A 25,436-nucleotide genomic window follows, 5' to 3' on the forward strand; every position below is an offset into this window, starting at 1 on the left:
ACGAGCGGGTAAACTCATTTTTATTGATGCACTAGTCTTTTAGCTGTGTGTTAGTGAGTGCACGCTTTCCAAGGACTCACTTTTGCAAACTACATTAGCGCCAAATACACCCTTATTAAACGTTCAAAATGTGTCGTGGGAAGTCGATGATCACGCCATTTTAAACAATATTAATTTACACATAGCTAAGGGTAAGTTTATTGGGTTAATTGGCCCAAATGGGGCGGGTAAGTCGAGCTTACTGCGCTGTTTGTATCGCTTTAATAAACCGACCGCTGGTAACGTTACCTTTAATCAGCAGGATATTTGGCAGCTTAAAAGTGAAGACTACGCAAAATATGTTGCTGTAGTTCTACAAGAAACGCCTGCGCAATTTAACCTAACATTATTTGATGTGGTTGCCCTTGGGCTTACACCTCATAAATCACTATTTAGCGCCACCACCCACAGCGACAAACAAAAAATTACACAGGCAATAAAAACCGTAGGGCTTGAGCAACAGTGTAAGCAAAATTTTGAATCGCTTTCGGGGGGCGAAAAGCAACGTGCATTGATTGCCCGCGCTATAGTGCAGCAACCGCAATTACTCATCATGGATGAGCCAACCAGCCATTTAGATGTTAAATACCAAATACAAGTGATGGAACTGGCAAAATCGCTAGGGGTTACTGTGTTTGCCTCATTTCATGATTTAAATTTAGCAGCCGCTATGTGCGATGAGCTGGTGGTTATTCATAAGGGTAAAATAACACATACAGGCTCGCCTGCGCAGGTACTTAGTGAGGACATGCTAGCGGATGTTTTTGGGGTATGTGCGCGCGTAACTAGCCACCCACAGCGCACAGAAGATGGCCAAACTATTCCTCATATTACTTACTTTTATGGCTATTAATTAAATGGATATAACAAAAATAAACCAGTGGACAATATTTATAGCAGCCGTATTAATTGCACTGGGCAGCCTTTTTAGCGCACTGAGCTTTGGCGCCGCAGATACGCCGTTAAGTGATGTGCTCACAGGGGTTTTATCAGCAGGGGAGGGCTCGTTTAACGCGCGTATTATTTATGAGCTTAGGTTACCTCGTACCTTACTTGCCTTTATGGCGGGTGCAGGTTTGGCTATTGCAGGGCTTATTTTACAAACGGTTACTCGTAACCCGCTCGCTGATCCGTATTTATTTGGCATATCGTCAGGCGCGTCGTTTGGGGTAGTACTGCTTATGGCCGTTGCGGGTATTAGTGCAGGGTTTATGTTATCGGCTGCTGCCTTATTAGGGAGCTTTTTAGCAATGGGCTTATTGATACTTATTGCTGGGCGGCAAAAAAGCACGCAAGTAGAGTCTATGTTGCTAGCGGGGGTGGCACTGTCGTTTTTATTTAGCGCATTTACAAGTTTATTGCTGTATTGGAGTGACCCGCAAGCAGTGGCTGGTATTTTGTTTTGGACGTTAGGTAGCTTTGCCCGCGCACAATGGGCCACGTTATGGTTGCCATGCGTGGTTATAGTGGTGTGTATTAGCTTTATGCTGAGCTTTAAAAGGCAGTTAAATGCGCTGCTTCTTGGCGATGAAAGCGCGATAACGCTTGGGGTCCGTGTGCACCGTTTTAGAATTTTAATGTTGGTATTGAGCTCGTTAATAACGGCCGTGCTGGTGGCCCTATGTGGCGGTATTGGCTTTGTAGGTTTAATGGTGCCGCACATAGTGCGCTTTTTTATATCTCAGGGCAGTACTGCTGGCTTACTAATTACGAGCTTAGTGGGCGGCACGTTTATGGTGTGGGTTGACGTGCTTTCGCGCTCATTACTTAAAAACCAAGAGCTCCCTGTAGGGGTAATTACAGCAGCCATGGGTAGCGTATTTTTTTTAAGCTTACTCTTTTTTAGAAAAACAAAGGCATAGTGCTGATGAAAACCTTAATGATTCAAGGCACTACGTCAGATGCCGGAAAAAGCACCTTAGTCGCTGCGCTTTGTAGAGTGTTTGCAAAGCAAGGTGTAAAGGTCGCGCCTTTTAAACCGCAAAATATGGCGCTTAATAGCGCGGTTACAAAAGAGGGTGGCGAAATAGGCCGTGCGCAAGCTTTGCAAGCTATAGCCGCTAAAGTAGAGCCTCAAAACGACTTTAACCCCATATTGCTCAAACCAAATAGTGATACGGGGGCACAAGTCATTATACATGGAAAAGCCATTAGTAATATGGAGGCAGGGGCTTATCATAACTATAAACAGGTTGCGATGGATGCAGTGCTTGCCTCGCATAAACGCCTAGCAAAGCAGTTTGATTTATTATTGGTTGAGGGCGCAGGCAGCCCCGCAGAAATAAACCTACGCGAGAACGACATTGCCAATATGGGTTACGCAGAAGCGGTAGATTGCCCTGTCATTATTATTGCCGATATAGACAAAGGCGGTGTGTTTGCGCATTTAGTGGGCACACTTGCGTTATTAAGCGAATCCGAGCAAGCGCGCGTAAAAGGCTTTGTTATAAACCGCTTTAGAGGCGATATAAGCTTGCTACAAAGTGGGCTAGATTGGCTTGAGCGCTACACAAAAAAACCAGTGCTTGGAGTGCTGCCTTATTTGCATGATTTAGCACTTGATGCCGAAGATGCTGTAGCAATAGATAACACGGTGACGACTGCCACCATTAATATAGCTGTGCTTTTATTGCCGCATATTAGTAACCATACCGATTTTGATGCATTGCGGCTGCACCCAAATATTAATATAAATTATGTACGCCACACACACGCGATCCCACCGGTTGATCTGATTATTATTCCTGGCAGTAAAAACGTGCTGGGTGATTTAAGTTTTGTAAAAAATGAAGGCTGGGATACGCAAATAAAGCGCCACATACGTTATGGCGGTAAAGTATTGGGGGTGTGTGGCGGTATGCAAATGTTGGGGTATACCATAAATGATCCCAACGGAGTCGAGTCGTCATTAAAGCAAGTAACGGGGCTTGCCCTATGCGATTTTGAAACCACACTTAGCACCCAAAAAGTACTCACTAAAGTAACGGCGGCTATGCAGTTAAATGATTTGCAAACACCGTGTAGCGGCTACGAAATTCATGCCGGCATTAGTGAAGGCGCAGCACTTAATAAGCCATTTTTAACGTTTAACGCGCACCCTCATGGGTTTGAAAACGATGGCTTTATTAGTGACGACAATGCCATTGCTGGTACTTATTTACATGGCTTGTTTGATGAACCCGCTGCCACACTGCAAATTTTAAAGTGGGTAAAAAGCGATGCAGCCATACAACCTGTGAGTATTGTAGCGCACCGCGAGCAACAACTAGAGCGCCTGGCCACTATGTGCGAGGCGCATTTGAACATACAACACATTATATCGATTTATGAAGGAGATAATAATGACGGATACAAATAACGAGAAGCACCAGCAGCGCCAACAAAAAGTAAAAGAGCAGGTAGATGCACGCGTGGCTGCTGCGCAAGATGTTAAAGGGATATTTCAGGTAATTACGGGTAATGGTAAAGGTAAATCTACCTCAGGCTTTGGTGTGGTTGCTCGCTGCGTAGGGCATGGTAAAAAAGCCGCTGTTTGTCAGTTCATTAAAGGCACATGGGAGTGTGGAGAGCGTAACTTATTACAAGGCGCAGGGGTTGAATTTGCCGTTATGAATACCGGTTTTACATGGGATACGCAAAACAAAGAAGCCGACACCGCAGCCGCGCAAGCAACGTGGCAAGAGTCAAAGCGTATGCTTGCAGATAGCAGTATTGATTTAGTATTACTTGATGAGCTTACCTACATGGTGACTTACGGTTATATTGATTTAGATGAGGTAGTAAACGCGCTAAATAATCGCCCTCCCATGCAATCGGTTATTATTACAGGTCGCGCAGCGCACCGCACGTTAACAGACCTTGCCGATACTGTAAGCGAAGTGCGCAATGTTAAACACGCCTTCGACTCGGGTATAAAAGCACTAGAAGGGTTTGATTACTAATGTATAAAGCGTTTTTTACTGCACTGCTGTTATTGTGTTCAGGGGGCAGTGCCGTGGCCCGTGATACAGCTGCGCCAGATAAACTGCGCGTTGTAGCACTTGCACCGCATATAGTAGAAAACCTATTTGCTATAGGTGCGGGAAGTAATATTGTTGGCACTGTTGATTACGCCGATTACCCAAATGAAGCTAAAAGTATTGAGCGCATTGGTGGTTACTATGGTATTTCTCTTGAAAAATTATTAGCGCTAAAACCCGATTTAGTGATTGGTTGGAAAAGCGGTAATCAAAGTGAAGATTTAGAACAAATTAAACGCCTTGGTATAAAAGTACATTTAAGTGATCCAAAAAAAATAGAAGAAGTTGCAAATGAGCTGATTGCTTTTGGAAAATTTACAGGGCGTATTGAGCAAAGCAAGCAAGTAGCAAACGCATTTATTACTAAGCTCAAAAAAATTAAAAAGCAGCAGCAAAGCAAAAAAATATTAACTGGTTTTTATCAATTATGGCCAGAGCCAATGATGACGGTAAGTGAAAACACATGGATAAACCAGCTTATTGAAACATGTCATGTAAGCAATGTATTTGCACACAGCCCAACCGACTACCCGCAAATAAGTATTGAAAACGTGGTGATTAAAAAACCACAGGTTATTATTATTCCTGATGAACAAGCCGATAAGCCACAACCTAAAATTAATTGGCAAAAATGGCCAGAAGTCCCCGCTGTAAAACATGATCAATTTATACGTGTAAATGCCGATTTATTACATCGTTTTACGCCGCGCATGCTAGATGGACTGGCAAATATGTGTGATAAAATAGACGCATCACGCAAACAAGTTAAGAGTATACAATGAGCGATTGGCCAGCCTTTTTAGAATATGAATTACAGCAACCTTATATGCAGCAAACATTAGATTATGTGGCAAAACGCCGTGTCGAAGGTGTTGCTGTGTACCCACCCAAAGAGCAAGTATTTAGCGCCTTTGAAGCGACAGCCCTTAACAATATTCGCGTGGTTATTTTAGGCCAAGACCCATACCACGGAGAAGGCCAAGCCCATGGCTTATGTTTTTCTGTGTTGCCAGAGGTTAAAAAGTTACCGCCGTCGCTAAAAAATATGTACAAAGAATTGGCAACGGATATTCCCGGTTTTGAAATACCAGACCATGGCTACTTACAAAGCTGGGCAGAGCAGGGCGTGTTTTTACTCAATACGGTACTCACGGTTGAGCAAGGCCAAGCGCACTCGCATAAGCATTTAGGGTGGGAGCAATTTACCGATAACGTGATAGCTCATATAAATGCACACTGCAAAGGAGTGGTGTTTATTTTATGGGGCGCTCATGCGCAAAAAAAAGGTAAAAATATTAACAGCGCTCGCCATCATATTTTAGAAGGGCCGCACCCATCGCCGCTTTCTGCGCATCGTGGTTTTTTTGGCTGTAAGCACTTTTCACAAACAAATGAATTATTACAAGCCCAAGGCGATAATGCCATTAACTGGCAGGTTTAATTGATATATTAAAAAAGGCTTTCGTATTATGAAAGCCTTTTGCTTAGTTATTTTGTTTAATGCCCATGCGCAATAATTATCAATTATTTTGAAGGGGGAAAACCTGGCGTTAGGCTTTACTATCGATACGGTTTTCCTGCCGCAAAATAAATTGCTTAATTGAGCGCAATGAGTTTGAAATTAAAAATCTAGCTCATCAATTTCAATGCTGTCTGTAAAAAAGTCTAACTCCTGTAGTTCTTTACGTAACCGTTGTTTGTCTTTTATGGCCTCAATCTCGCGCCACTTTCTTTTTTTATTCTTTTGAGAGGTTTTTCTTGTTGTATCAGGACCTTCTAATATCTCTAATATATCGTTTAGGCTATCCATGACTATCTCCTATTGATTTTAGTGAACCTCGAGAATACCTATACCACAGGCCTAGCTAAAATAGAATAAAAAAGTGACGAATTTGTTACAGGTATGTGATGCGTTGATGAAGTTTAATACTAACTAGCTTTATTGAGCGCGCTATTTTTAGATAGAAAAAATAAATAAAAAAACACTAAAAGTGAACTATTTAGCTGTGTAGGCAATGGTACATGCTGTGGCAGGTTAGTATAAAGCAGTGCGGATTATATTAAGGGCATAAAAAAACGCCGCAGGTGCGGCGTTTAATACATAATTAGCGCGTATTACATTGCTTTAAAACGTGCTTCTAGCTGCTCTTGTGCATCTGCGAATGAGCGGATACCTTCAGCTAGTTTTTCAGTGGCCATTGCATCTTGGTTATGTAACCAACGGAACTGCGACTCAGTAAGTGGAGCAGGCTTTGGCTCTTTAGGAATATCACTTTGTAGTAAGTATTCTTCTGCGCCTTCTAAATTGCCTAAATCTTCTAGTAGGTTAGGGCTAATCGTTAGCTTGTCACAACCTGTAAGCGCAATAATTTCACCCGTGTTACGGAAGCTTGCGCCCATAACAACGGTTTTGTAATCATGGCGTTTATAAAACTCAAAAATGCTACGTACAGATTGAACACCTGGATCTTGTAGCGGATCGGATGGTTTTTCCATACCATTTGCTACGTGCCAATCTAAAATACGGCCAACAAATGGCGAGATTAGAAATACGTTTGCATCAGCACATGCACGTGCTTGAGCATCGCTAAATAATAAAGTTAGGTTACATTTAGTCCCTTCTTTTTCTAGCTGTTCGGCCGCTTTAATGCCTTCCCATGTAGACGCAACTTTAATTAAAATTTTGTCTTTGCTTACACCTTCTATTTCATAAAGGCTAAGCAGGGTATGTGCTTTATCAATAGTTGCTTGGGTGTCGAATGATAAACGAGCATCTACTTCAGTAGAAATATAACCAGGTACAATTTCGCTAATTTCTTTACCAAGTAATACGGCAAAGTAGTCACATGCAAGTTCAAGCTGTTTAGCTGCATCTTGCTCTGTTTCTTTTGCATAGCTCCAAGCTTTATCTAAATAAGGCTTGTAAGCTTCAATCTCGCTCGCTTTTAATAAAAGCGACGGGTTTGTGGTTGCATCTTCTGGTTGATGCTTTTTGATCGCTTCAATATCGCCAGTGTCGGCTACGATAGATGAATGTTGTTTTAGCCTTTGTAGAGCGCTAGTCATTTGCCTTCCTCATTCCAAGCAAGTTAAAAGAAAATCTAAACTACCTTAATATAAGTATTCAATACTGCAACAGTGTGACAATGCTTGATAGGTCTTATGTCCTTATCAATAGAAAAACGACGATGCATGATTTATTAAGGTAGGATTTAGGCCATTGCGATTAATTTTCAATGGTATTTTATAAACAAAACGTGCTTTTCGTCTCATTTAATGTTGAAATTGACATTAAATAAATTACAAGTCAATAGCTAACTATGATCACTGTTATTTCACCAGCAAAAAATCTTGATTACGAAACGCCACCCGCAACAGATAAGTTCACTCAACCTGAATTACTAGAGCACAGCGAAGAGCTCATGAAAGTATGCCGTGAACTAACTCCAGCGCAAATTGGCAGCCTAATGAAAATTAGCGATAAGCTTGCAGGGCTTAACGCTGCGCGCTTTAGCGAATGGTCGCAACCATTTACACAAAGTAATGCTAAACAAGCGGTACTAGCCTTTAACGGCGATGTGTACGGTGGTTTAGATGCCGCAACACTCACTGCCGCTAACCTCGATTATGCGCAAAGCCATTTACGAATACTTTCAGGTTTATACGGCTTATTAAAGCCGCTTGATTTAATGCAAGCCTACCGCCTAGAAATGGGCACCAAGCTTGATAACCCTCGTGGGAAAAATTTGTATGAATTTTGGGGCAGCATTATTGCTAATAAATTAAACGAGGAATTAAAAGCGCAAGACGCACAATACCTCGTTAATCTTGCTTCAAACGAGTACTTTAAAGCAGTAGATAAAAAAGCACTCAATGCGCAAATTATTACCCCGCATTTTAAAGACTGCAAAAATGGTCAATATAAGGTAATTAGCTTTTACGCTAAAAAAGCGCGCGGCATGATGGCCCGTTACATTATAGAAAACCAGATAACGCAGCTGAGCCAATTAAAAGAGTTTACTGTGGCGGGTTATTACTTTAGCCCTGAAGCAACAGCAAAAGAGCTTGAGCCAGTATTTATGCGCGACGAGCAAAACTAAGCGTTTATACTCAGCAAACAATGAGTTAAAAAGCCATGCATTGCATGGCTTTTTTTATGCTGGCGCTAAACTTGCTAACTTCACCTACTATTAATGAGATAAAAAATAGATAGGTGTAAAAATATGATCAGCATACCTTCAGTAGCCGAAGCCGAAAAACTCATCGAAGAAAAACTCGGAGGGTGGTTTGATGTAGTAATAAGCCACATCCCAAACTTTATTGTGGCAGTGGTAATAGCCATTGTATTTTCAATAATAGCGCGCTTTGCCGGCCAGCTAATGAAAAACCTATTAAGGCGCTCACTCGACTCTAAGCAAATTGCTGATTTAATGGCGTCTATTTTTAAGGTTATTGTGTTATGTGTGGGCCTATTTATCGCTTTAGATTTTATGGGGTTAAAAGGCACAGTCACATCGTTACTAGCGGGTGCGGGTATTGTGGGTTTAGCCATTGGCTTTGCTTTTCAAGACATGACCGAGAACTTAATTGCCGGTATTGCTATGGGAATACGCAAGCCATTTAAAGCGGGTGATGTAATTGAAACCGACGACGTATTTGGCTCTGTACATTCTATAAACCTGCGTAACACGCTAATAGAGAGCTTTTACGGGCAGTTAATACTGGTACCTAACAAGGTATTATTTAGAAATGTGTTAAAAAATTACACCACGTTAGGCGTTAGGCGCATTGAGGTACCGGTGGGTATTTCATACGGCGACGACATTGAAAAAGCCAAAGAAGTTATCGTTGATAAAATTAACGAGTTTGACTTTGTAATACGTAAAGATGAAACCGCTGTGTACGCAGAAGGTTTTGGCGACAGTAGTATTAATTTACTGGTGTGGTTTTGGATAAAATACCCAGGCGAGCCAGACTTTATGACAGTACGCCATAAAGGCGTAGTCGCTGTTAAACAAGCACTTGATGCTGCAGATATTAGTATTCCATTCCCAATACGTACGTTAGATTTTGGCATTAAAGGCGGTGAAAAGCTCGATGCCATGATAAGCGATAAAATAAACCAACAGTCACCCAAACAACAAGGCGGGAGTAATACGGGTTCAAATCAAAGCGAATGAGCGACTAATACTGCTTTAAACTAGCCCAGTAATAGTTACCCACTAGCAGCGCATTTTTACATAAAAAGTGCGCTGCTAGTAATTTCAAAGCGCTACGTTGGGTTAAATTTAACTATACTTTTAATCAATTTATTTTAAGTTAATACTTATTTGCTTTTCGCTGCCATCGAGTTTTTTTGATTAGTAGTAAAAGCGTTTCACCACTGTTTTTTGTCATCGATTTTTTTGTAACCTCAGCAGAGTAGGCTGGAATAGTGCAGCTATCTAACTCTATTACCTTGTCGCCTACTTTTAATCCTGCCAGATCAGCAACAGAATCTGCATAGACTTTTATAATATCTATTTCACTAATTTCTGGGCTAAAAAGCCGGATACAGACACATCTGCAGCAAAGCCAAAAATACCTTCCTCTGCATGGCCAATAAGAGGGATTAGCAGTAGTGAATAAATCGTTTCATGTATTAGCTTCCTTGTATAAGTCATGGGGCATTTGCATGCATTAAGCCATATATTATTAACTGTTATTTATGGTGAGGTTGATTAGCAAACACTTGTAGATTGCCAACGGCATTAAAAATGCGCTGATTATATGAACTTTACAGCCTTGTTATAGCATTCTTTTATCAAAGCTGTAGTAAGTCACTAATTTAAAAGAGTGGGAAAAGACGGCTCAGTGTTTGCTCTATTTTTTAATAGGGGGGCTAAAGCTAGAAGTTTAGATACTAAAGTGTGCTGTTAAGCATAAAAAAGCGCGGCTTGTGTTGGAGAAACAAGCCACGCAGAGGAATAAGTTATATAAACAAATATTGTAATGCTTTATCAGATAACACTAATTTTATTACGGATAATTTTAACGCCATCCATATTTTCTAAAAACTTTTGTGCAAGTGCACGCTGAAAACCTGTTTGCGCTTCACCGTATAGGTCAACTTCACCGTCTTCAACCTGCACGCGAATATCGCTTAATGCTAAGTTTGGGTTAGTACGTAACGTATTGGTGATTGTTTGTTGTAAGTTAGGTTGAGTAGCCACACTGCTTACTACGGCTAAGTTAGTTGCTGCACTTACTTTTGTAGCGCAAGCTAATAAAAATAAACAACAAAATGATACTAAAGCGATAGTTAACTTAAAGCGGTTCATAACTTCATCCTTACATTACGGTTAATCGTGCAGCTATTCTTAGCTGAGTTACTTTCTCAGTTACAATTTCGATGCCAGTTTTAATTTGTTGAAATATAAGGTTATTTTATTAAGTGGGAATTCAGGTGGGCAATAATTACATTTTAATGGGAATGAGTTACATGCTTGGGTTACATTTGTAACGGGTACAAAAAAGCCGGCAACTGCCGGCTTGTTTATTTATGGTGTGCTATTTCTTTTTATTTTTAGCTTTGGCTTTTTTCTTAGCTTTCATTTTTACAGGGTCTTTACGCTTTTTAGCGGGTGGCTTAGCTTCTTTATGCTGTGGCTCAAGCCCTTTAATTATACGGCGCTTAAGCTTTTGCTCTGTGTATCGCTCAACCTTGTATAAAATGCCAATGTCGTGCGCTTCAACTAATGATATAGCAATCCCTTTTTTACCTGCACGGCCAGTACGGCCAATACGGTGTACATAGACATCGGCAGTGCGCGGCATATCAAAGTTAATTACGTGGCTAATGTCAGAAACATCAATACCGCGAGCCGCAACATCGGTTGCTATTAATATGCGCGTTTTGCCACTGTGGAAATTTTCCATCGCTTTCATGCGCTTATCTTGCGGCATTTCGCCACGCAGCCACGCGGCTTTTACGCCATTGTTAGTTAGCTCACCAATTAGCGTTTCTAGGCGCTCACGGGTTTTTACAAACACAATGGCTTTACTTACATCTGGGCCGTTTAAGGTATTAACCAACAGCTCAAGCTTGTGGTGGTAGTCATCAGCAAGGTGAACCCATTGATGAATTTTAGCTTTTTCTTTGCGTGACGATTCGGCTTCAAGTAAAGCTGGGTCGTTTAAAATACGCTCAGCAAATAACTCAACGCTATCGCCTTCTAGAGTCGCAGAGAATAAAAAGCACTGACGACGGTTTTTAGCTTCGTCACATATGCGCAGCATTTCTTTTCTAAAGCCCATGTCTAACATGCGGTCGGCTTCATCAAGAATAAGCATTTCTACGTTTTCAGCATGGAAATTTTCGGTTTCAAGGTATTCCATTAAACGCCCTGGTGTGGCGATTAAAATATCGTTATTGCTTTCAAAAATTTCTTTATGGGTGCCGTAGTTTATACCACCTGTTACTACACCAATTTTAAGGTGAGTGCCTTTAGCAAGCAGTTCACACTGCTCATGAATTTGATAAGCCAGTTCACGGGTTGGGGTCATTATTAACACACGTGCAAAACCTGGGTCGCGACGCGGAAAATCCATTAAGTATTGAATAGCCGGAATTAAAAATGCCGCCGTTTTACCTGTGCCAGTAGGTGCTGATGCTAAAATATCGCGACCTTGCAGCGCTTCAGGAATAGCTTGTTGTTGAATGCTGGTTGGTGTCTCGTAGCCCATTTTATCAATGGCGTTGAGTAGTTTAGTATCAAGATCAAATTCAGAAAATTGCATAGAGTGTCTAAAATAAGGGACAATTACCTGCAATTATACGCGCTATACGCCAGTTGGTGAATGAAAAGGTGAAAAAATGTCAGGGTTTACGTTTAAACAATTTAAGGTTGAGCACGATAGCTGTGCTATGAAGGTCTCAACCGATGGCATTTTACTTGGCGCATGGGCGTATTTAAAAGGTGCCAACACATTACTCGATATAGGCACAGGTACCGGTTTACTTGCGCTTATGTGTAAACAGCGCCAACCAGCACTTAGCATAACCGCTGTTGAAATTGATGAAGCTGCTTACAAGCAAGCGCAGCAAAATATAGCCTCTAGCCCGTGGCCAAATATCACAGTAAAGCACACTACTATACAAGCGTTTGAACAGGCGGCGCCATTTGATGTCGTGATATCTAACCCCCCTTATTTTAACCGCAGTTTAAAAGGGCTAAGCGATGCCCGTAACACCGCACGCCATACCGATGGTTTAAGTTTTGACGAACTAATACATGCCTATATGCGTTTAAGTCATGAGCATTCGTGCTTTAACGTAATTTTACCCACCACAGAGGTGGGCTTATTCATTGACTTGGCAAAACAAAGCGGGCTTTATTTAAACGCGCATTGCCAAATAAAAACCACACCAAGTAAAGCATTTAGCCGCAGTTTAATGCGCTTTAGCTTAGTAAACACTTTGCCTGAGCTTACCTCCCTATGCATAAAAGATGAAAACAACCGCTACAGCGATGATTATATTGCGTTATGTAAAGCGTTTTACTTGAAGATGTAATTTTTAAGGCTGGTAATTATCTAGTAATAAAGGATAGTTTACCCATTATGCATACGTATTCAGTTTTTATTTGAGCAACTCTCAAACTAGTGTTAACCACTTGTAAATAACGTCGAGTATGTTGTTTAACTCGCCCAACACTGGAAACACACACTATGAAACTCAGTAAAATGATCACCACTGCAGGTTTTAGCTTAGGTTTAACCTTACCAAGTTTAGTATCGGCTGCGCCTACAACATTTGTGCATTTATTTGAATGGAATTGGCAAGATGTAGCCCAAGAATGTGAGCAGTTTTTAGGACCAAAAGGGTACGCTGCTGTACAGGTGTCTCCGCCTAACGAGCATATTACAGGTAGCCAATGGTGGACTCGCTATCAACCTGTGAGCTACCAACTTCAAAGCCGCGGCGGTAACCGTTCGCAATTTATAGATATGGTTAATCGCTGTAACGCCGCAGGCGTTGATATATATGTTGATACTTTAATAAACCATATGGCAGCCGGCAGTGGTACGGGCACTGCTGGTAACACTTTTGGTAATAAACAATACCCTATTTATAGCCCACAAGATTTTCACGAAAGTTGCTCTATTAACCCAGAAGATTACGGTAATAACCGTTATCGCGTGCAAAACTGTGAGCTAGTAGGGCTGGCCGATTTAAACACTTCTTCAAATTATGTGCAAAATACATTAGCGGCATATATTAATGACCTTCAAGCTATGGGTGTTAAAGGTTTTAGGTTTGATGCTGCTAAGCATGTTGCTGCAAGTGATATTCAAAGTTTAATGGCAAAAATAAATGGCTCGCCAGTGGTGTTTCATGAGGTGATAGATCAAGGTACTGAAGCGGTTGCAGCCTCAGAATATTTAAGTACAGGGCTAGTTACCGAGTTTAAATACAGTACGCAGCTTGGTAATACCTTTAGAAATGGCTCGCTTGCATGGTTAAGTAATTTTGGTGAAGGCTGGGGCTTTATGCCAAGTTCATCAGCTGTGGTATTTGTAGATAACCACGATAATCAGCGCGGCCATGGTGGTGCGGGTAATGTAATTACCTTTGAAGATGGCCGTTTATACGACCTAGCCAACGTATTTATGTTGGCGTATCCGTATGGGTATCCAAAAGTAATGTCGAGTTATGATTTTCACGGCGATACAGATGCGGGTGGGCCAAGTGTACCGGTGCACAATAATGGTAATTTAGAATGTTTTGCAAGTAACTGGAAGTGCGAGCATCGCTGGTCTTATATTGCGGGTGGTGTCGATTTTAGAAATAACACAGCCGACAATTGGGTAGTAACAAATTGGTGGGATAACACCCATAACCAGATTGCATTTGGACGTGGTAGCTCCGGTCATATGGCAATTAATAAAGAAGACTCAACGCTTGATACAACAATTCAAACAGATATGGCGCCTGGACAGTACTGTAATGTGTTAAAAGGCGAGCTTTTGGGTAATGCTACTAGTTGTAGCGGTGAAGTAATAACAGTTAATAGCAACGGCACCATCAATTTAAATGTAGCGCCATGGGATGCAATAGCAATTCATAAAAATGCTAAATTAACTCAAGGAACAGTGCCTAATAATAGCGACTGGCAAAGAACCGTTGTTTTTATTAATGCTCAAACACAAAGCGGACAAGACATGTTTGTACGCGGTGGTATAGACCACAACTATGCAAATACAAACCTTGCTAGAAACTGCCAAACAACAAATGTTGAATGTGCTATGCCAATTCGCCATAACAATCTAAAAAACAACACCACAACACCTTGGAAAGCAAACGATAACTACCTAGATTGGTATGGAATTGAACAAGGCCAAAGCAGTGAAGCGCAAGGTACTGCCATGGATTGGACTACAAATGTTTGGCCAAGTGAATATGGCGCCCAAAAATCGGTAACAGTAGATGGCTTTGGTGTTACACCCCTTAATATATGGGGCGAACACTATTGGATGCTTGATGTTGATATGGATTGCAGTAAAGCTGTTAACGGATGGTTTGAATTAAAAGCATTTATAAAAAATGGCCAAGAGTGGGAAGGCGATATAAGCCAAGCAAATACCCCCTATACAAGTACTAACCATATGGCACAGTGTGGCAAAATTAATATGTTTGAATTTAACAGCTCAAATGTAGAGGTACGTAACTTTTAAATACGTACTTTAAAACGCGTACGTTAAAAAACTATCAGCCAATTTAAAACCAAGTGGGTTAACGCGTACTTGGTTTTTTACTTTTATAAGTACCTAAATAGCAGTTTAATTTAATAGTGCGTTTATAAATCAGCTGGTATTATCGTTTTATTCGCCATTTTTAACTTAGGCAACACAATGAAAAAGTTAAACAAATTACCGTTACTAACAACACTCGCTGCGGCTTTATTTATAAGCCAAGGTGCGCTTGCAAACATGACTCCTGTTGGGCTTTGGAAAACCATAGATGAAGACACCAACGAGGCTAAATCGTACGTACGCATTACTCAAAATGATAAGGTGCTCAGTGGTAAAGTTGAGACTATTTTAGACCCAGCTAAACAAACCGGTATTTGTAAAGAGTGTGATGGGGCATTAAAAAATCAGCCTATTTTAGGAATGACCATAATCACTGATGTAAAACCAGAAGATGATGGCGTGTGGGGCGATGGTGAAATACTTGACCCTACAAATGGTAAAACTTATACCGTGCAACTAACGCCACAAAACGACGGTAAAACATTGGAAGTACGTGGCTATATAGGCTTTTTTTACCGTAACCAATATTGGCAACGTGTGGAGTAGCACTACTCGTTTGCTGTTTTTAAAAACTCGCGTTTAAGCCATGCTCGTAATGCGCTTACCTGTGGGTGATTAAGCATGGCGTGGCTCGTTGCAAAATAAAACTGCTGATGCGGATTTACAATGCTTTGGCCAATTTGCGTGAGCATGCCGTGCTTTATATCGTCGCGTACAAATTGTTTGTGGGTGACCAAAACGCCAAGCTGGCGCATCGCGGCTTGTGTTGCTTGCACTGAAATATTAAAGGTTAAGTTATTATGCTGCTTAGGCTGCGCTAAATTATTAGCCTCGCACCACGTTTGCCAATCGTTTTGCCTACGTGGGTTGGTAACGTAGATTGCTTTAAAACGCTGCAGCAAATTTTGCGCGGTTAACTCATCTTTATTTAAGCCAACTAAAAGCTGTGGGTTACAGACTAAAATTAACTGATCGTCGGCTAGTTTTTCACAGTGATATTTTTGCCACTTATCGGGCTGGCCATGAATAATCGCTGCATCAATCCCTTCGCGCTCTAAATCAAATTCTCCCACCAAGTTAGAAATACGAATGTCGCTGTTTGGCGAAATGCGCTGAAAATCGGCCACCCTAGGGATCCACCAGTGCAGTGCTAGTGAGTTAACCATATTGAGTGTTAAATAAGTTGGCTCATTCGCTGTGTTACTAGCCTCTTGGCTGGCTGCTAAAATTTCAGCCATGGCCGGGGCTATGCGTTTGTAATAGCGCTCACCCACAGGGTTGAGCTCAACGCGGCGACCAATGCGATTAAAAAGCGGTGTATTAAGTTGTAACTCTAACGCTTTAATAGACTGACTTACCGCCGAGTGACTAATACTTAGCTGCTCAGCCGCGAGCACCATACTGCCAGTTTCGGCAACAGCTATAAACGTATAGAGAGATTTTAACGGCGCTGATTTGATCATAGGTTACTTATTAACAGTTAAGTTTTACTTACAGGTTAGTTTAATATTATTCGCTTTTAAATTTATAAAGTACACGTAAAATTAGCGCCATAAAAGCCAATGCCAATTTTTTGAAAAATAATAAATAGATTAAAAAAATTAAGCCTTTAATTTTGCTTTTTACATTCATTTTTTATTCAAAGGATAACTGCGGTGACGTTAAATTCTCGTGCTAGTGTGTTTATGCTGCTCTCTACATTTACCTTGGCGTTAAATAGCTTTATAGCCAAGTTACTTACCGATTACTTTAGCACCAGCGAAGTGGTTTTTTTACGGGTGTTTTTACCCGCGATTATTATGCTGGCATTGGCGGCAGGTATTAAATGGCAGCTACCTAATAAATCAGCATGGCGAACCTTTGCTATTCGCGCGATTTTTATAGTGCTGTGCCAAAACTGCTTTTTAGTGGCGCTAAATACTTTAACGCTGGTGGAAGCGGTTATTTTATTTAGCACTGGGCCGTTATTTATACCGCTAATAGAACGGGTGCTTTTTAAAACTAAATTAAATTGGTTATTGCTACCTACAATGGCGCTGATGTTTGCGGGTGTGATTATTCAAAATATTCATAGCGATGGCATACAATGGCGCTGGAGCTTATTAATTGGTTTAGGGGCTGGTATTTTTAATGCCTGCTCGCAAATCACCTTGTTTAGAGCCAGTAAAATTAACCTTCCGATGATGGTTATTAACGGTTGGAGTTTTACGCTGGCTGCCATTTTTATGGTGCCAGTATTAATGTTTACCAGCGAAGGTGAGCTATTTTACCAAGGTTTTGCAATCGATATAAGCAATTACAGTTTATTACTGATGGTGGCATTAATTGGTTTTTCGACTGCTGCAACGCAATTTTTTAGAGGAAAGGCGTACCGATTAGCTAGTTCTAACTCGCAGCTAGCGCCGCTTATTTATTCTAACTTATTATTTGCGTTGTTATTTCAGCTAATTTTTTACGATACAACATTAAGTTTATCGCAAGTAATAGGCTCAGCGCTTATTGTACTGGCATGTATTATTAATACCTTTGCGCCTAATTGGCTATTGCAAAGGCAAGCAAAAATACGTGAAAAAAAGTGCGCTAAAAAACTTGGTTATTTGTAATGTGTTGGCCTAAACATGGTTTAGGCCAAACTCGTTATAGCGTTTCGCTATACTCTGTCATTATTTGTTCAACCCAGCTGGCTATGCGCTCATCGCTTAGCTCGTATTGGCTGTCTTCATCAAGCGCTAGGCCAACAAAGTGTTTGCCATCGGGGGTAAGTGCTTTTGACGCTTCAAACTCGTAGTTTTCATCGTTTGGCCAAAAACCAAGTTGCGTAAACGACTGGGTATTTATTTCATCGTGAAGCATACCAAGGGCGTCTTGAAACCATTGTCCGTAACCTTGTTGGTCGCCCATGCCAAATAAAGCAATGGTTTTACCATTTAGGTTTACATCTTTAATGTCGTCCCACTTAGACTCCCAGTCTTCTTGTATTTCTCCAAAATCCCATGTTGAAATACCAAAGATGATAAAGTCGTACTGCTCTGCATTTTTAAGTGGTTCGTCTTTAATATTGTGTAAGGTCACTACATCGGCGCCAATAAGGTCGCGAATTTTTTCTGCTGCCATCTCTGTGTAGCATGTAGTAGAGCCAAAAAATAAACCAATCTGCATCGTATTTATCACTGTGTAATTGCCTGTTATGATAGGGCGCAGTTTACCGTAAGGTATTTTTAATTGATACCTTCTACCGTGGGTATTACCAACATGAGATCACAACGTGACAACGCTACCTGACGATTTACCTGAACCAAATACCGAGCTAAACAGCAACAGCGACTTTTTAGAAACCTTTTTAGATAGCTTGTACTTAGAGCAAGGTGTAAGCGAAAACACCCTTAGCGCGTATCGCAGTGACCTAGATAAGTTTTGCCAGTTTTTAAAAGGCGAAAGCTTAATGACGGTAACCAGCTTAGATATAGAAAGCTATCTAGCGTATCGCGTAGATTTAGGGTTAAAACCACGTAGCACGGCACGCAGCATAAGTGCGTTAAAGCGGTTTTATCAGTATTTTGTACGTGAAAAACGTATCGCAAGCTCACCGCTTGAAAACATTGCGCAACCAAAAGCGGGCCAATCGTTACCTAAAACGCTCTCAGAAGCCGAAGTAGAGGCATTATTAAGTGCGCCCAATATTGAAGAGCCAATGGGGCTGCGCGATAAAGCCATGCTAGAGCTACTTTATGCAACTGGTTTACGGGTAACTGAGTTGGTGGGGCTGCGTATGGAGCAAATTAACTTGCGCCAGTCGGTTGTGTTTGTAAAAGGTAAAGGCAACAAAGAGCGCTTAGTACCTTTAGGCGAAGAAGCCATGTACTGGCTTGAGCAGTTTTTAAAAGGGGGGCGTGCACAAATGATAAAACACGCCACCGATTTTGTGTTTCCTTCAAAACGCGGTGTAGGTATGACCCGACAAACCTTTTGGCATCGTATTAAACACTATGCTATTTTGGCGTCTATTGAGTCAGATTTATCGCCGCATACATTGCGTCATGCCTTTGCAACACATTTACTTAATCATGGTGCCGACTTAAGAGTGGTGCAGATGATGTTAGGGCACAGCGACTTATCGACTACACAAATTTATACCCATGTTGCCAATGAGCGATTAAAATCGGTACACTCAGAGCATCATCCGCGCGCGTAATATGAAATTTAATATCAGCTTAGCGGTCAATTTAGTACGTATTATTAGATAGAGAAAATTATGAAAAAATTAATGTTAGCAGGTGCAATGTTGTGCACAAGTATTAGTGCATTTGCAAATGGCGTAGCCACAACGCCAGATGCTAATGATCCTATTGTTACTAAATTTGCCACGTTAGGTGTAACAGTTAAGCAAATAAACCCAAGCCCCGTTGCCGGTTTAAAAGAGCTTATTACAAATAAAGGTGTACTTTACGCCAGCCCAGACGGCCAGTTTTTAATGCAAGGCACGCTAATTGATTTAAACAACCGCAGTAACTTAACCGAGCAAGCGTTAAATGATGTCCGTGTTGAAGGTATTAAAGAATACCAAGATTCAATGATTGTTTATAAAGCGCCTAACGAAAAACACCAAATTACGGTATTTACCGATATTAGCTGTGGCTATTGTCGTAAATTACACCGCGAACTAGACGACTTGCTTGATGCAGGCATTACTGTTCGTTATTTAGCGTTTCCGCGTGGTGGACTGCAAGGTTCGGGCTACGCCGATTTAATGAATGTATGGTGTGCACGCGACCAGCAAGAAGCACTAACAGAAGCTAAATCAGGCGAAGACACAACAGTTGTTGCCGGTTGTAGCGCACCAGTAGCTGAGCATTACCAGCTAGGCCAAAGCTTTGGTATTAGCGGCACGCCAGCCATTATTTTAGAAGACGGTACAATGATCCCTGGCTACCAGCCAGCCGCGGCATTAAGTGCAGCGCTTGAGGCGAACAAAGCAGGTTAATTAAAAATCTGAGTACCTGTTTAATACCAATCCGCGATAATACTTTATCATTTTGCGGGGCTAAACGTGTTTTACCGGCGTTAAAAAATGCTTATTTACGACTGCATGGATGCAGAAGATAGAGCAATGCAGGAGCTATTGCCGAGAACAACTAAATAGCGGATTTATTGCTTAGCTATCAACACGTTTTTTCAGCCTCAAAATAGACCACTTAATTAAGCGAATTGGTTTAAAAAGGCCTTTATGGCCTTTTTTTGTCTTTTTATTATGAACACCATAAGTTAAAAACCAGCATGAAAAAACTGATCATTGCGCGCGAAAATGTAGACGATTCTTACCTGCCAAGCGATCTGCACCCTGTTATTAAGCAAATTTATGCCACGCGTAACGTGCAAAATGCACACGAGCTAAATAATAGTGCAGCCACGCTAATCGACTTTAAACTGTTTAAAGACATCGACAAAGCCACCGAGCTATTAATTGATGCGCTGAATGCGCAAAGCCGCATTTTAATTGTTGGCGACTTCGATGCCGATGGCGCAACCAGTACAGCCACCTTAATGCAAGGCTTGGCAATGTTTGGCTTTAATAACTTAGACTACCTTGTACCGGACAGGTTTAGCTTAGGCTATGGTTTAAGCCCAGCGCTTGCTGAGCAAATTGTTGATATAAAACCAGAGCTGGTCATTACGGTAGATAACGGTATTTCATGTATTGCAGGCATAGACATACTGAAAAAAGTGGGCATTAAAGTACTGGTTACTGATCACCACTTGCAAGGGGAGCAGCTCCCTAATGCCGATGCAATTGTTAACCCAAACCGTCATGATTGCCGTTTTCCTTCAAAATCAATTGCGGGTGTCGGCGTTGCCTTTTACTTGCTTATAGCCCTTAGAAGCACGTTACGAGAGCAAGGTTATTTTGAACGCCATGCTATGCCAAATTTAGCCGACTTGCTTGATATAGTTGCCCTAGGCACCGTGGCCGATGTAGTCGCGCTTGATGCAAATAACCGCACTTTAGTACACCAAGGGTTGGCGCGTATTCGCAGCGGTAAAACACGCCCAGGTATTACTGCACTTATTGAAGTGGCTAATCGCAATGCTGCGCGTTTAAGCGCCAGTGACTTTGGTTTTTCGTTGGCCCCGCGTTTAAACGCAGCAGGGCGACTAGATGACATGAGTTTGGGCATAGCGTGCTTATTGAGTACCGATATAAACCAAGCAAGGCGGATTGCCAGCGAGTTAGATAGCTTAAACCATGCACGGCGCGAAATAGAGCAGGGCATGCAAGCCGAGGCGCAAGCCGTGCTAGATAGGCTCGCGTTTAGTGACGACAACATTCCCGATGCCATTTGTTTATACCAAGAAGACTGGCACCAAGGTGTTATTGGTATTTTGGCGGGTCGCTTAAAAGAAAAATACCACCGCCCAACCGTTATTTTTGCCGGTGGCGAAAACGGTGAAATAAAAGGCTCGTGCCGCTCTATTGAAGGGCTACACATGCGCGATTTACTCGAAGGGCTAAATACCGCCGACCCGCACTTAATTAATAAATTTGGCGGCCATGCCATGGCGGCAGGGCTAAGTATTGATGAGCAAAATTTTAATGACTTTAAAAACGCGTTTGATGCCGCTGTAAGCGCGCAGTTAAGCGAAGAAAGTAAACGCTGCATTGTATTTACCGATGGCGAGCTGCCAAACGACTGCTTTACAATGGACTTTGCTCAGCTATTAAAGCAATCAGGCCCATGGGGGCAGCAATTTCCTGAGCCGGTATTTGAGCACACCTTTGAGGTTATTCAGCAGCGTATAGTAGGCGAAAAACACTTAAAACTGGTGCTTAAACATCAATCTGGGCGCTTAGTTGACGCTATTGCATTTGGAATAGATGTAAAAGCATGGCCCGACACCGAGGCCCGTTATGTCAAAGTGGCTTATCAGCTCGACATAAACGAATTTAGAGGCAAGTTTAGCCTGCAATTAATTGTTCGCGAGCTTGAAAAAGTGCATTAAAAAATATGCACAATGCATGCATAAAAGGCTAATAAAGCGCGCGGTTTTTTGTTAAAATCGGGCGTTTTTATCATTTGACGATAATTTATTGCGTTTAGTGCTAATTTTAGCGCGCAATAATCTAGCCATTTTGGAGTAATGTACATGTTTGAAGTGAATCCTGTGATTAATCAAATCAAGGAAATTCGCGAACGTACTGAACTGCTTCGGGGGTACCTTTGACTACGCTCACAAACAAGAGCGCCTAGAAGAAGTAAACGCCGAACTTGAAGATTCAGCCGTATGGAATGAACCTGAGCGCGCACAAGCACTAGGCCGTGAAAAATCAGCCTTAGAAGCGGTTGTTGAAACAATCGACAACTTAGTAGCAGGTGCTGACGACGTAGAAGGTTTATTAGAGCTTGCAGTAGAAGCAGAAGACGAAGACACGTTTGTTGAAGCGCAAACTGAACTTGAAGGCTTAAATAAACAGCTTGAGGGTTTAGAGTTTCGCCGTATGTTTTCGGGCTCTCACGATGCAAACGATGCTTACCTTGATTTACAATCTGGGTCTGGCGGTACTGAAGCACAAGACTGGTGTAACATGTTATTACGCATGTATTTACGCTGGGGCGAAGCTAAAGGCTTTAAAGTTGAGCTAGTAGAAGCAACCGATGGCGATGTAGCCGGTATTAAAGGTGCAACAGTGCGCTTTGTAGGCGAATACGCATATGGTTGGCTGCGCACAGAAACAGGCGTACACCGTTTAGTACGTAAAAGCCCATTTGATTCAAGTGGTCGTCGTCATACCTCGTTTGCCTCTGCGTTTGTTTACCCAGAAGTAGATGACAATATTGAAATTGATATTAATCCGGCTGACTTACGTATAGATGTTTACCGTGCATCGGGCGCGGGTGGTCAGCACGTTAATACCACCGAATCGGCAGTACGTATTACTCACGTACCTACCAACACGGTTGTTCAGTGTCAAAACGAGCGTTCACAACACAAAAATAAAGCCCAAGCAATGAAGCAGTTAAAAGCAAAATTATTTGAGCTTGAACTTCAGCAGCAAAATGCTGAAAAGCAATCGCAAGAAGACGCAAAGTCGGATATTGGCTGGGGAAGTCAAATTCGTTCTTACGTACTTGATGATGCACGTATTAAAGATTTACGAACTGGCGTTGAAAACCGTAATACGCAATCGGTACTTGACGGCAACCTAGACAAATTTATTGAAGCCAGCCTAAAATCTGGCCTATAACCACCAAGCTAAAAAAGAGCTAAAAAATGACTGATCAAATCCAAGACGAAAATAAGTTAATCGCTGAGCGTCGCGGCAAATTAGACGCTATTCGCGAAAATTGCCCAGCCAACGGTCATCCTAATCAGTTCCGTCGTGAACATTACACGGCTGACTTACAGGCTGAGTTTGGTGATAAGAGTAAAGAAGAATTAGTAGAGCTTAAGCACGTTGTATCAATTGCTGGCCGTATTTTAGCTAAGCGTGGTCCTTTTATGGCCATTCAAGACATGAAAGGCCGTGTACAAGCTTACGCATCTAAAGATGTGCAAAAAGATTTAAAAGCAAAATATGGTCAACTAGATATTGGCGATATTATTGGTGTTAAAGGCGCACTTAATAAATCAGGTAAAGGCGATTTATACGTAGAAATGACCGAGTACGAACTACTTACAAAGTCACTACGCCCATTACCAGAGAAGTTTCATGGTTTATCAGATCAAGAAACCAAGTACCGTCAACGTTATGTTGATTTAATTACTAACGAAGCAACGCGCGAAACATTCCGCATTCGCTCACAAGTAGTTGAAGGTATTCGTCGCTTTTTAGCAGAGCGCGACTTTATGGAAGTAGAAACGCCAATGCTACAGGTTATTCCTGGCGGTGCGTCTGCGCGTCCATTTGTGACTCACCATAACGCACTTGATATAGACATGTACTTACGTATAGCGCCTGAGCTTTACCTTAAGCGTTTAGTAGTAGGTGGTTTTGACCGCGTATTTGAAATTAACCGTAACTTCCGTAACGAAGGGTTATCAACGCGTCACAACCCAGAATTCACTATGATTGAATTTTACCAAGCCTACGCTGATTACATCGACCTGATGAACATTACCGAAGACATGCTACGTACAGTTGCAACAAATGTTTTAGGTAGCACAATTGTAGTTAATACCACTAAAGATGAAAACGGCGAAGTTATCGACTCAGTAGAGTACGACTTTGGCCAACCGTTTGAGCGCCTAAGCATGGCTGATGCTATCTTAAAATATAACCCTGAGTTTGATGCTGCGGTATTTAATGACCCAGAAAACCACTTTGAAGAATTAAAAGCGTACGCTAAACAAGTACACGTTAAAATTCCTGAAAATTGTGTATGGGGCCCAGGTAAGTTTTTATGTGAAATATTTGAAGAGACGGCTGAGCACATGCTTATCCAACCTACATTTATTACTGGTTACCCGTGGGAAGTATCGCCACTTGCGCGCCGTAACGACGAAAACCCATTTGTTACCGACCGCTTTGAGTTTTTTGTTGGCGGACGTGAGCTTGCAAATGGCTTCTCGGAGCTTAACGATGCACAAGATCAAGCAGAGCGCTTTACTCGCCAAGTTGAAGAAAAAGACGCCGGTGATGATGAAGCAATGCATTACGATGAAGACTACATACGCGCACTAGAGTACGGCTTACCACCTACTGCCGGTGAAGGTATTGGTATTGACCGCTTAGTAATGTTATTTACTGATTCACCAACCATTAAAGATGTTATTTTGTTCCCGCATATGCGCCCACAAGCTGACTAAGCTTTAACAAAATAAATGTGATAAACGCCGCTAAATTTTAGCGGCGTTTTTGTGTGAGTATAAAAATAAGCGCCAATGCAGAAAAAGTTGGAGAGTAAATTGCTTTAAAAAAACAGGCGGAAGAGAGGATAAGATTGTTCGCTTTTTAATTAATTAGTACTAAACTAAATTTTAAAGCTAGTTATTAGTACTTATTAATAGTTAATTCAGATTAGGTTATTTAATGTAGCCTTGTTTTAAATAACCTTAATAACAGTGCTATAACGTAATTTTATGACTGTTTTTTAAACATTATGTTGTATTTATGTAAAAAACTTAGCTAAAATACGCCAAAATTTTGAGCTGGGTTAAAATAGCACTCTAAATATGAATTCTCAAATGGACTTAGAATATAATATGAAAGACAACCGAGTTGAAGAATCGCCAGAAACTGACACCACAGAGCAAAAGCGACAAGCTTATTACCGAGCCTGTATTGCTGAGTTTCAGCAATTAGGTTACCAAGAGCAATATTTAGCGCAGCTCAAAGATGATTTAGTGCCTTTAATGGGCGTTAACCCACAAGACAAAAACATTTAAATCGTTTACTTTTCAAACCAATTATACAATTAAAGCTGACTTATGTGCGTTCTGTAACCAGATAGTCATTTTTGGCATAAAAGTGTTTGACATATTTTCTGAAATCTTTATTATACGCCCCACAAGACGGAGAGGTGTCCGAGTGGCCGAAGGAGCTCCCCTGCTAAGGGAGTATAGAGTTTGTAGCTCTATCGAGGGTTCGAA

25 protein-coding genes are annotated in these 25,436 nt (G+C 41.5%); 18 read left to right on the plus strand and 7 right to left on the minus strand.

What is annotated here, in order from left to right; genetic code table 11:
* Positions 1–82: 82 nt before the first annotated feature.
* The 6 genes from MTN96_RS19940 to ung are packed head-to-tail and all read left to right on the plus strand — an operon-like array spanning position 83 to position 5,499.
* The gene (locus MTN96_RS19940; protein ID WP_248532593.1) at positions 83–892 is read left to right on the plus strand and encodes an ABC transporter ATP-binding protein; all 810 of its coding nucleotides are present in this window, start codon (positions 83–85) and stop codon (positions 890–892) included.
* Between the two features lie 4 nt (positions 893–896).
* The gene (locus tag MTN96_RS19945) at positions 897–1,901 is read left to right on the plus strand and encodes an iron ABC transporter permease (RefSeq protein ID WP_248532594.1); all 1,005 of its coding nucleotides are present in this window, start codon (positions 897–899) and stop codon (positions 1,899–1,901) included.
* Between the two features lie 5 nt (positions 1,902–1,906).
* Complete coding sequence (locus MTN96_RS19950; RefSeq protein WP_248532595.1) at positions 1,907–3,397, plus strand: cobyric acid synthase; 1,491 nt, start codon at positions 1,907–1,909, stop codon at positions 3,395–3,397.
* The gene (cobO, locus tag MTN96_RS19955; RefSeq protein WP_248532596.1) at positions 3,381–3,980 is read left to right on the plus strand and encodes a cob(I)yrinic acid a,c-diamide adenosyltransferase; all 600 of its coding nucleotides are present in this window, start codon (positions 3,381–3,383) and stop codon (positions 3,978–3,980) included. The genes MTN96_RS19950 and cobO overlap by 17 nt, the downstream gene beginning before the upstream one ends.
* On the plus strand, positions 3,980–4,840 hold the full coding sequence (locus tag MTN96_RS19960) for a cobalamin-binding protein (protein WP_248532597.1): 861 nt from the start codon (positions 3,980–3,982) through the stop codon (positions 4,838–4,840). The genes cobO and MTN96_RS19960 overlap by 1 nt, the downstream gene beginning before the upstream one ends.
* Positions 4,837–5,499, plus strand: coding sequence for a uracil-DNA glycosylase (ung, locus tag MTN96_RS19965; RefSeq protein ID WP_248532598.1), 663 nt, complete (start codon positions 4,837–4,839; stop codon positions 5,497–5,499). Before MTN96_RS19960 ends, ung begins: the two co-directional genes overlap by 4 nt.
* Positions 5,500–5,679: 180 nt before the next feature.
* Here the strand turns inward: ung and MTN96_RS19970 are convergent, their stop codons facing one another.
* Positions 5,680–5,868 (minus strand): DUF3545 family protein, encoded by a 189-nt coding sequence (locus tag MTN96_RS19970; protein WP_004587992.1) that lies wholly within the window; start codon positions 5,866–5,868, stop codon positions 5,680–5,682.
* Positions 5,869–6,173: 305 nt separating this feature from the next.
* Entirely contained in the window at positions 6,174–7,124 is a 951-nt protein-coding gene (gene tal / locus MTN96_RS19975) for a transaldolase (protein ID WP_248532599.1), read from the minus strand.
* A 254-nt stretch (positions 7,125–7,378) separates the two neighbouring features.
* On the opposite strand from tal, the gene yaaA reads away from it, so the two are divergent.
* Both yaaA and MTN96_RS19985 read left to right on the plus strand, forming a co-directional pair.
* A complete protein-coding gene (gene yaaA, locus MTN96_RS19980) occupies positions 7,379–8,158 on the plus strand; it encodes a peroxide stress protein YaaA (protein ID WP_248451294.1) in 780 nt (259 codons plus the stop codon).
* Between the two features lie 123 nt (positions 8,159–8,281).
* Positions 8,282–9,238, plus strand: coding sequence for a mechanosensitive ion channel family protein (locus MTN96_RS19985; RefSeq protein ID WP_029774207.1), 957 nt, complete (start codon positions 8,282–8,284; stop codon positions 9,236–9,238).
* 339 nt (positions 9,239–9,577) lie between these two features.
* Here the strand turns inward: MTN96_RS19985 and MTN96_RS19990 are convergent, their stop codons facing one another.
* The 3 genes from MTN96_RS19990 to srmB form a co-directional block, all read right to left on the minus strand.
* Positions 9,578–9,721, minus strand: a complete 144-nt coding sequence (locus MTN96_RS19990) for a hypothetical protein (protein WP_248532600.1) — start codon at positions 9,719–9,721, stop codon at positions 9,578–9,580.
* A 336-nt stretch (positions 9,722–10,057) separates the two neighbouring features.
* Positions 10,058–10,378: a BON domain-containing protein gene (locus tag MTN96_RS19995; RefSeq protein WP_004587996.1), complete on the minus strand. Its 321-nt coding sequence runs from the start codon at positions 10,376–10,378 to the stop codon at positions 10,058–10,060.
* A 229-nt stretch (positions 10,379–10,607) separates the two neighbouring features.
* On the minus strand, positions 10,608–11,837 hold the full coding sequence (srmB, locus tag MTN96_RS20000; RefSeq protein WP_248532601.1) for an ATP-dependent RNA helicase SrmB: 1,230 nt from the start codon (positions 11,835–11,837) through the stop codon (positions 10,608–10,610).
* A gap of 76 nt (positions 11,838–11,913) precedes the next feature.
* Here srmB and MTN96_RS20005 point away from each other — a divergent pair, with 76 nt between their 5' ends.
* From MTN96_RS20005 to MTN96_RS20015, 3 genes are all read left to right on the plus strand, one after another.
* On the plus strand, positions 11,914–12,612 hold the full coding sequence (locus tag MTN96_RS20005) for a tRNA1(Val) (adenine(37)-N6)-methyltransferase (protein WP_248532602.1): 699 nt from the start codon (positions 11,914–11,916) through the stop codon (positions 12,610–12,612).
* A gap of 155 nt (positions 12,613–12,767) precedes the next feature.
* Positions 12,768–14,774, plus strand: a complete 2,007-nt coding sequence (locus MTN96_RS20010; RefSeq protein WP_248532603.1) for an alpha-amylase family protein — start codon at positions 12,768–12,770, stop codon at positions 14,772–14,774.
* 177 nt (positions 14,775–14,951) lie between these two features.
* Positions 14,952–15,398, plus strand: coding sequence for a DUF2147 domain-containing protein (locus tag MTN96_RS20015; protein ID WP_055254841.1), 447 nt, complete (start codon positions 14,952–14,954; stop codon positions 15,396–15,398).
* Positions 15,399–15,400: 2 nt separating this feature from the next.
* On the opposite strand, the gene MTN96_RS20020 is transcribed toward MTN96_RS20015, so the two are convergent.
* The gene (locus MTN96_RS20020) at positions 15,401–16,315 is read right to left on the minus strand and encodes a LysR substrate-binding domain-containing protein (RefSeq protein ID WP_054983746.1); all 915 of its coding nucleotides are present in this window, start codon (positions 16,313–16,315) and stop codon (positions 15,401–15,403) included.
* A 192-nt stretch (positions 16,316–16,507) separates the two neighbouring features.
* Here MTN96_RS20020 and MTN96_RS20025 point away from each other — a divergent pair, with 192 nt between their 5' ends.
* Positions 16,508–17,455: a DMT family transporter gene (locus MTN96_RS20025; RefSeq protein ID WP_248532604.1), complete on the plus strand. Its 948-nt coding sequence runs from the start codon at positions 16,508–16,510 to the stop codon at positions 17,453–17,455.
* 34 nt (positions 17,456–17,489) lie between these two features.
* Here MTN96_RS20025 and fldB read toward each other — a convergent pair whose 3' ends face one another.
* Positions 17,490–18,011, minus strand: a complete 522-nt coding sequence (gene fldB / locus MTN96_RS20030) for a flavodoxin FldB (protein ID WP_004588002.1) — start codon at positions 18,009–18,011, stop codon at positions 17,490–17,492.
* A gap of 106 nt (positions 18,012–18,117) precedes the next feature.
* Here fldB and xerD point away from each other — a divergent pair, with 106 nt between their 5' ends.
* The 6 genes from xerD to MTN96_RS20060 all read left to right on the plus strand — a co-directional run bounded on the left by xerD (position 18,118) and on the right by MTN96_RS20060 (position 25,232).
* Positions 18,118–19,044 carry a site-specific tyrosine recombinase XerD gene (gene xerD, locus MTN96_RS20035; RefSeq protein ID WP_055254835.1) on the plus strand — a complete coding sequence of 309 codons (927 nt, stop codon included), beginning with the start codon at positions 18,118–18,120 and terminating at the stop codon, positions 19,042–19,044.
* Between the two features lie 60 nt (positions 19,045–19,104).
* On the plus strand, positions 19,105–19,833 hold the full coding sequence (dsbC, locus tag MTN96_RS20040) for a bifunctional protein-disulfide isomerase/oxidoreductase DsbC (RefSeq protein ID WP_248532605.1): 729 nt from the start codon (positions 19,105–19,107) through the stop codon (positions 19,831–19,833).
* Positions 19,834–20,126: 293 nt separating this feature from the next.
* Positions 20,127–21,848, plus strand: coding sequence for a single-stranded-DNA-specific exonuclease RecJ (gene recJ / locus MTN96_RS20045; RefSeq protein WP_248532606.1), 1,722 nt, complete (start codon positions 20,127–20,129; stop codon positions 21,846–21,848).
* A 144-nt stretch (positions 21,849–21,992) separates the two neighbouring features.
* A protein-coding gene (gene prfB / locus MTN96_RS20050; RefSeq protein ID WP_096041210.1) for a peptide chain release factor 2 occupies positions 21,993–23,091 on the plus strand; the annotation gives its coding sequence in 2 pieces (ribosomal slippage) (positions 21,993–22,067 and positions 22,069–23,091; 1,098 coding nt in all).
* A gap of 26 nt (positions 23,092–23,117) precedes the next feature.
* Positions 23,118–24,653 carry a lysine--tRNA ligase gene (gene lysS, locus MTN96_RS20055; protein ID WP_248532607.1) on the plus strand — a complete coding sequence of 512 codons (1,536 nt, stop codon included), beginning with the start codon at positions 23,118–23,120 and terminating at the stop codon, positions 24,651–24,653.
* Between the two features lie 396 nt (positions 24,654–25,049).
* Positions 25,050–25,232 (plus strand): hypothetical protein, encoded by a 183-nt coding sequence (locus MTN96_RS20060; protein WP_024031585.1) that lies wholly within the window; start codon positions 25,050–25,052, stop codon positions 25,230–25,232.
* Positions 25,233–25,436: the final 204 nt, after the last annotated feature.

It is taken from the genome of Pseudoalteromonas sp. 2CM28B (assembly GCF_023161935.1).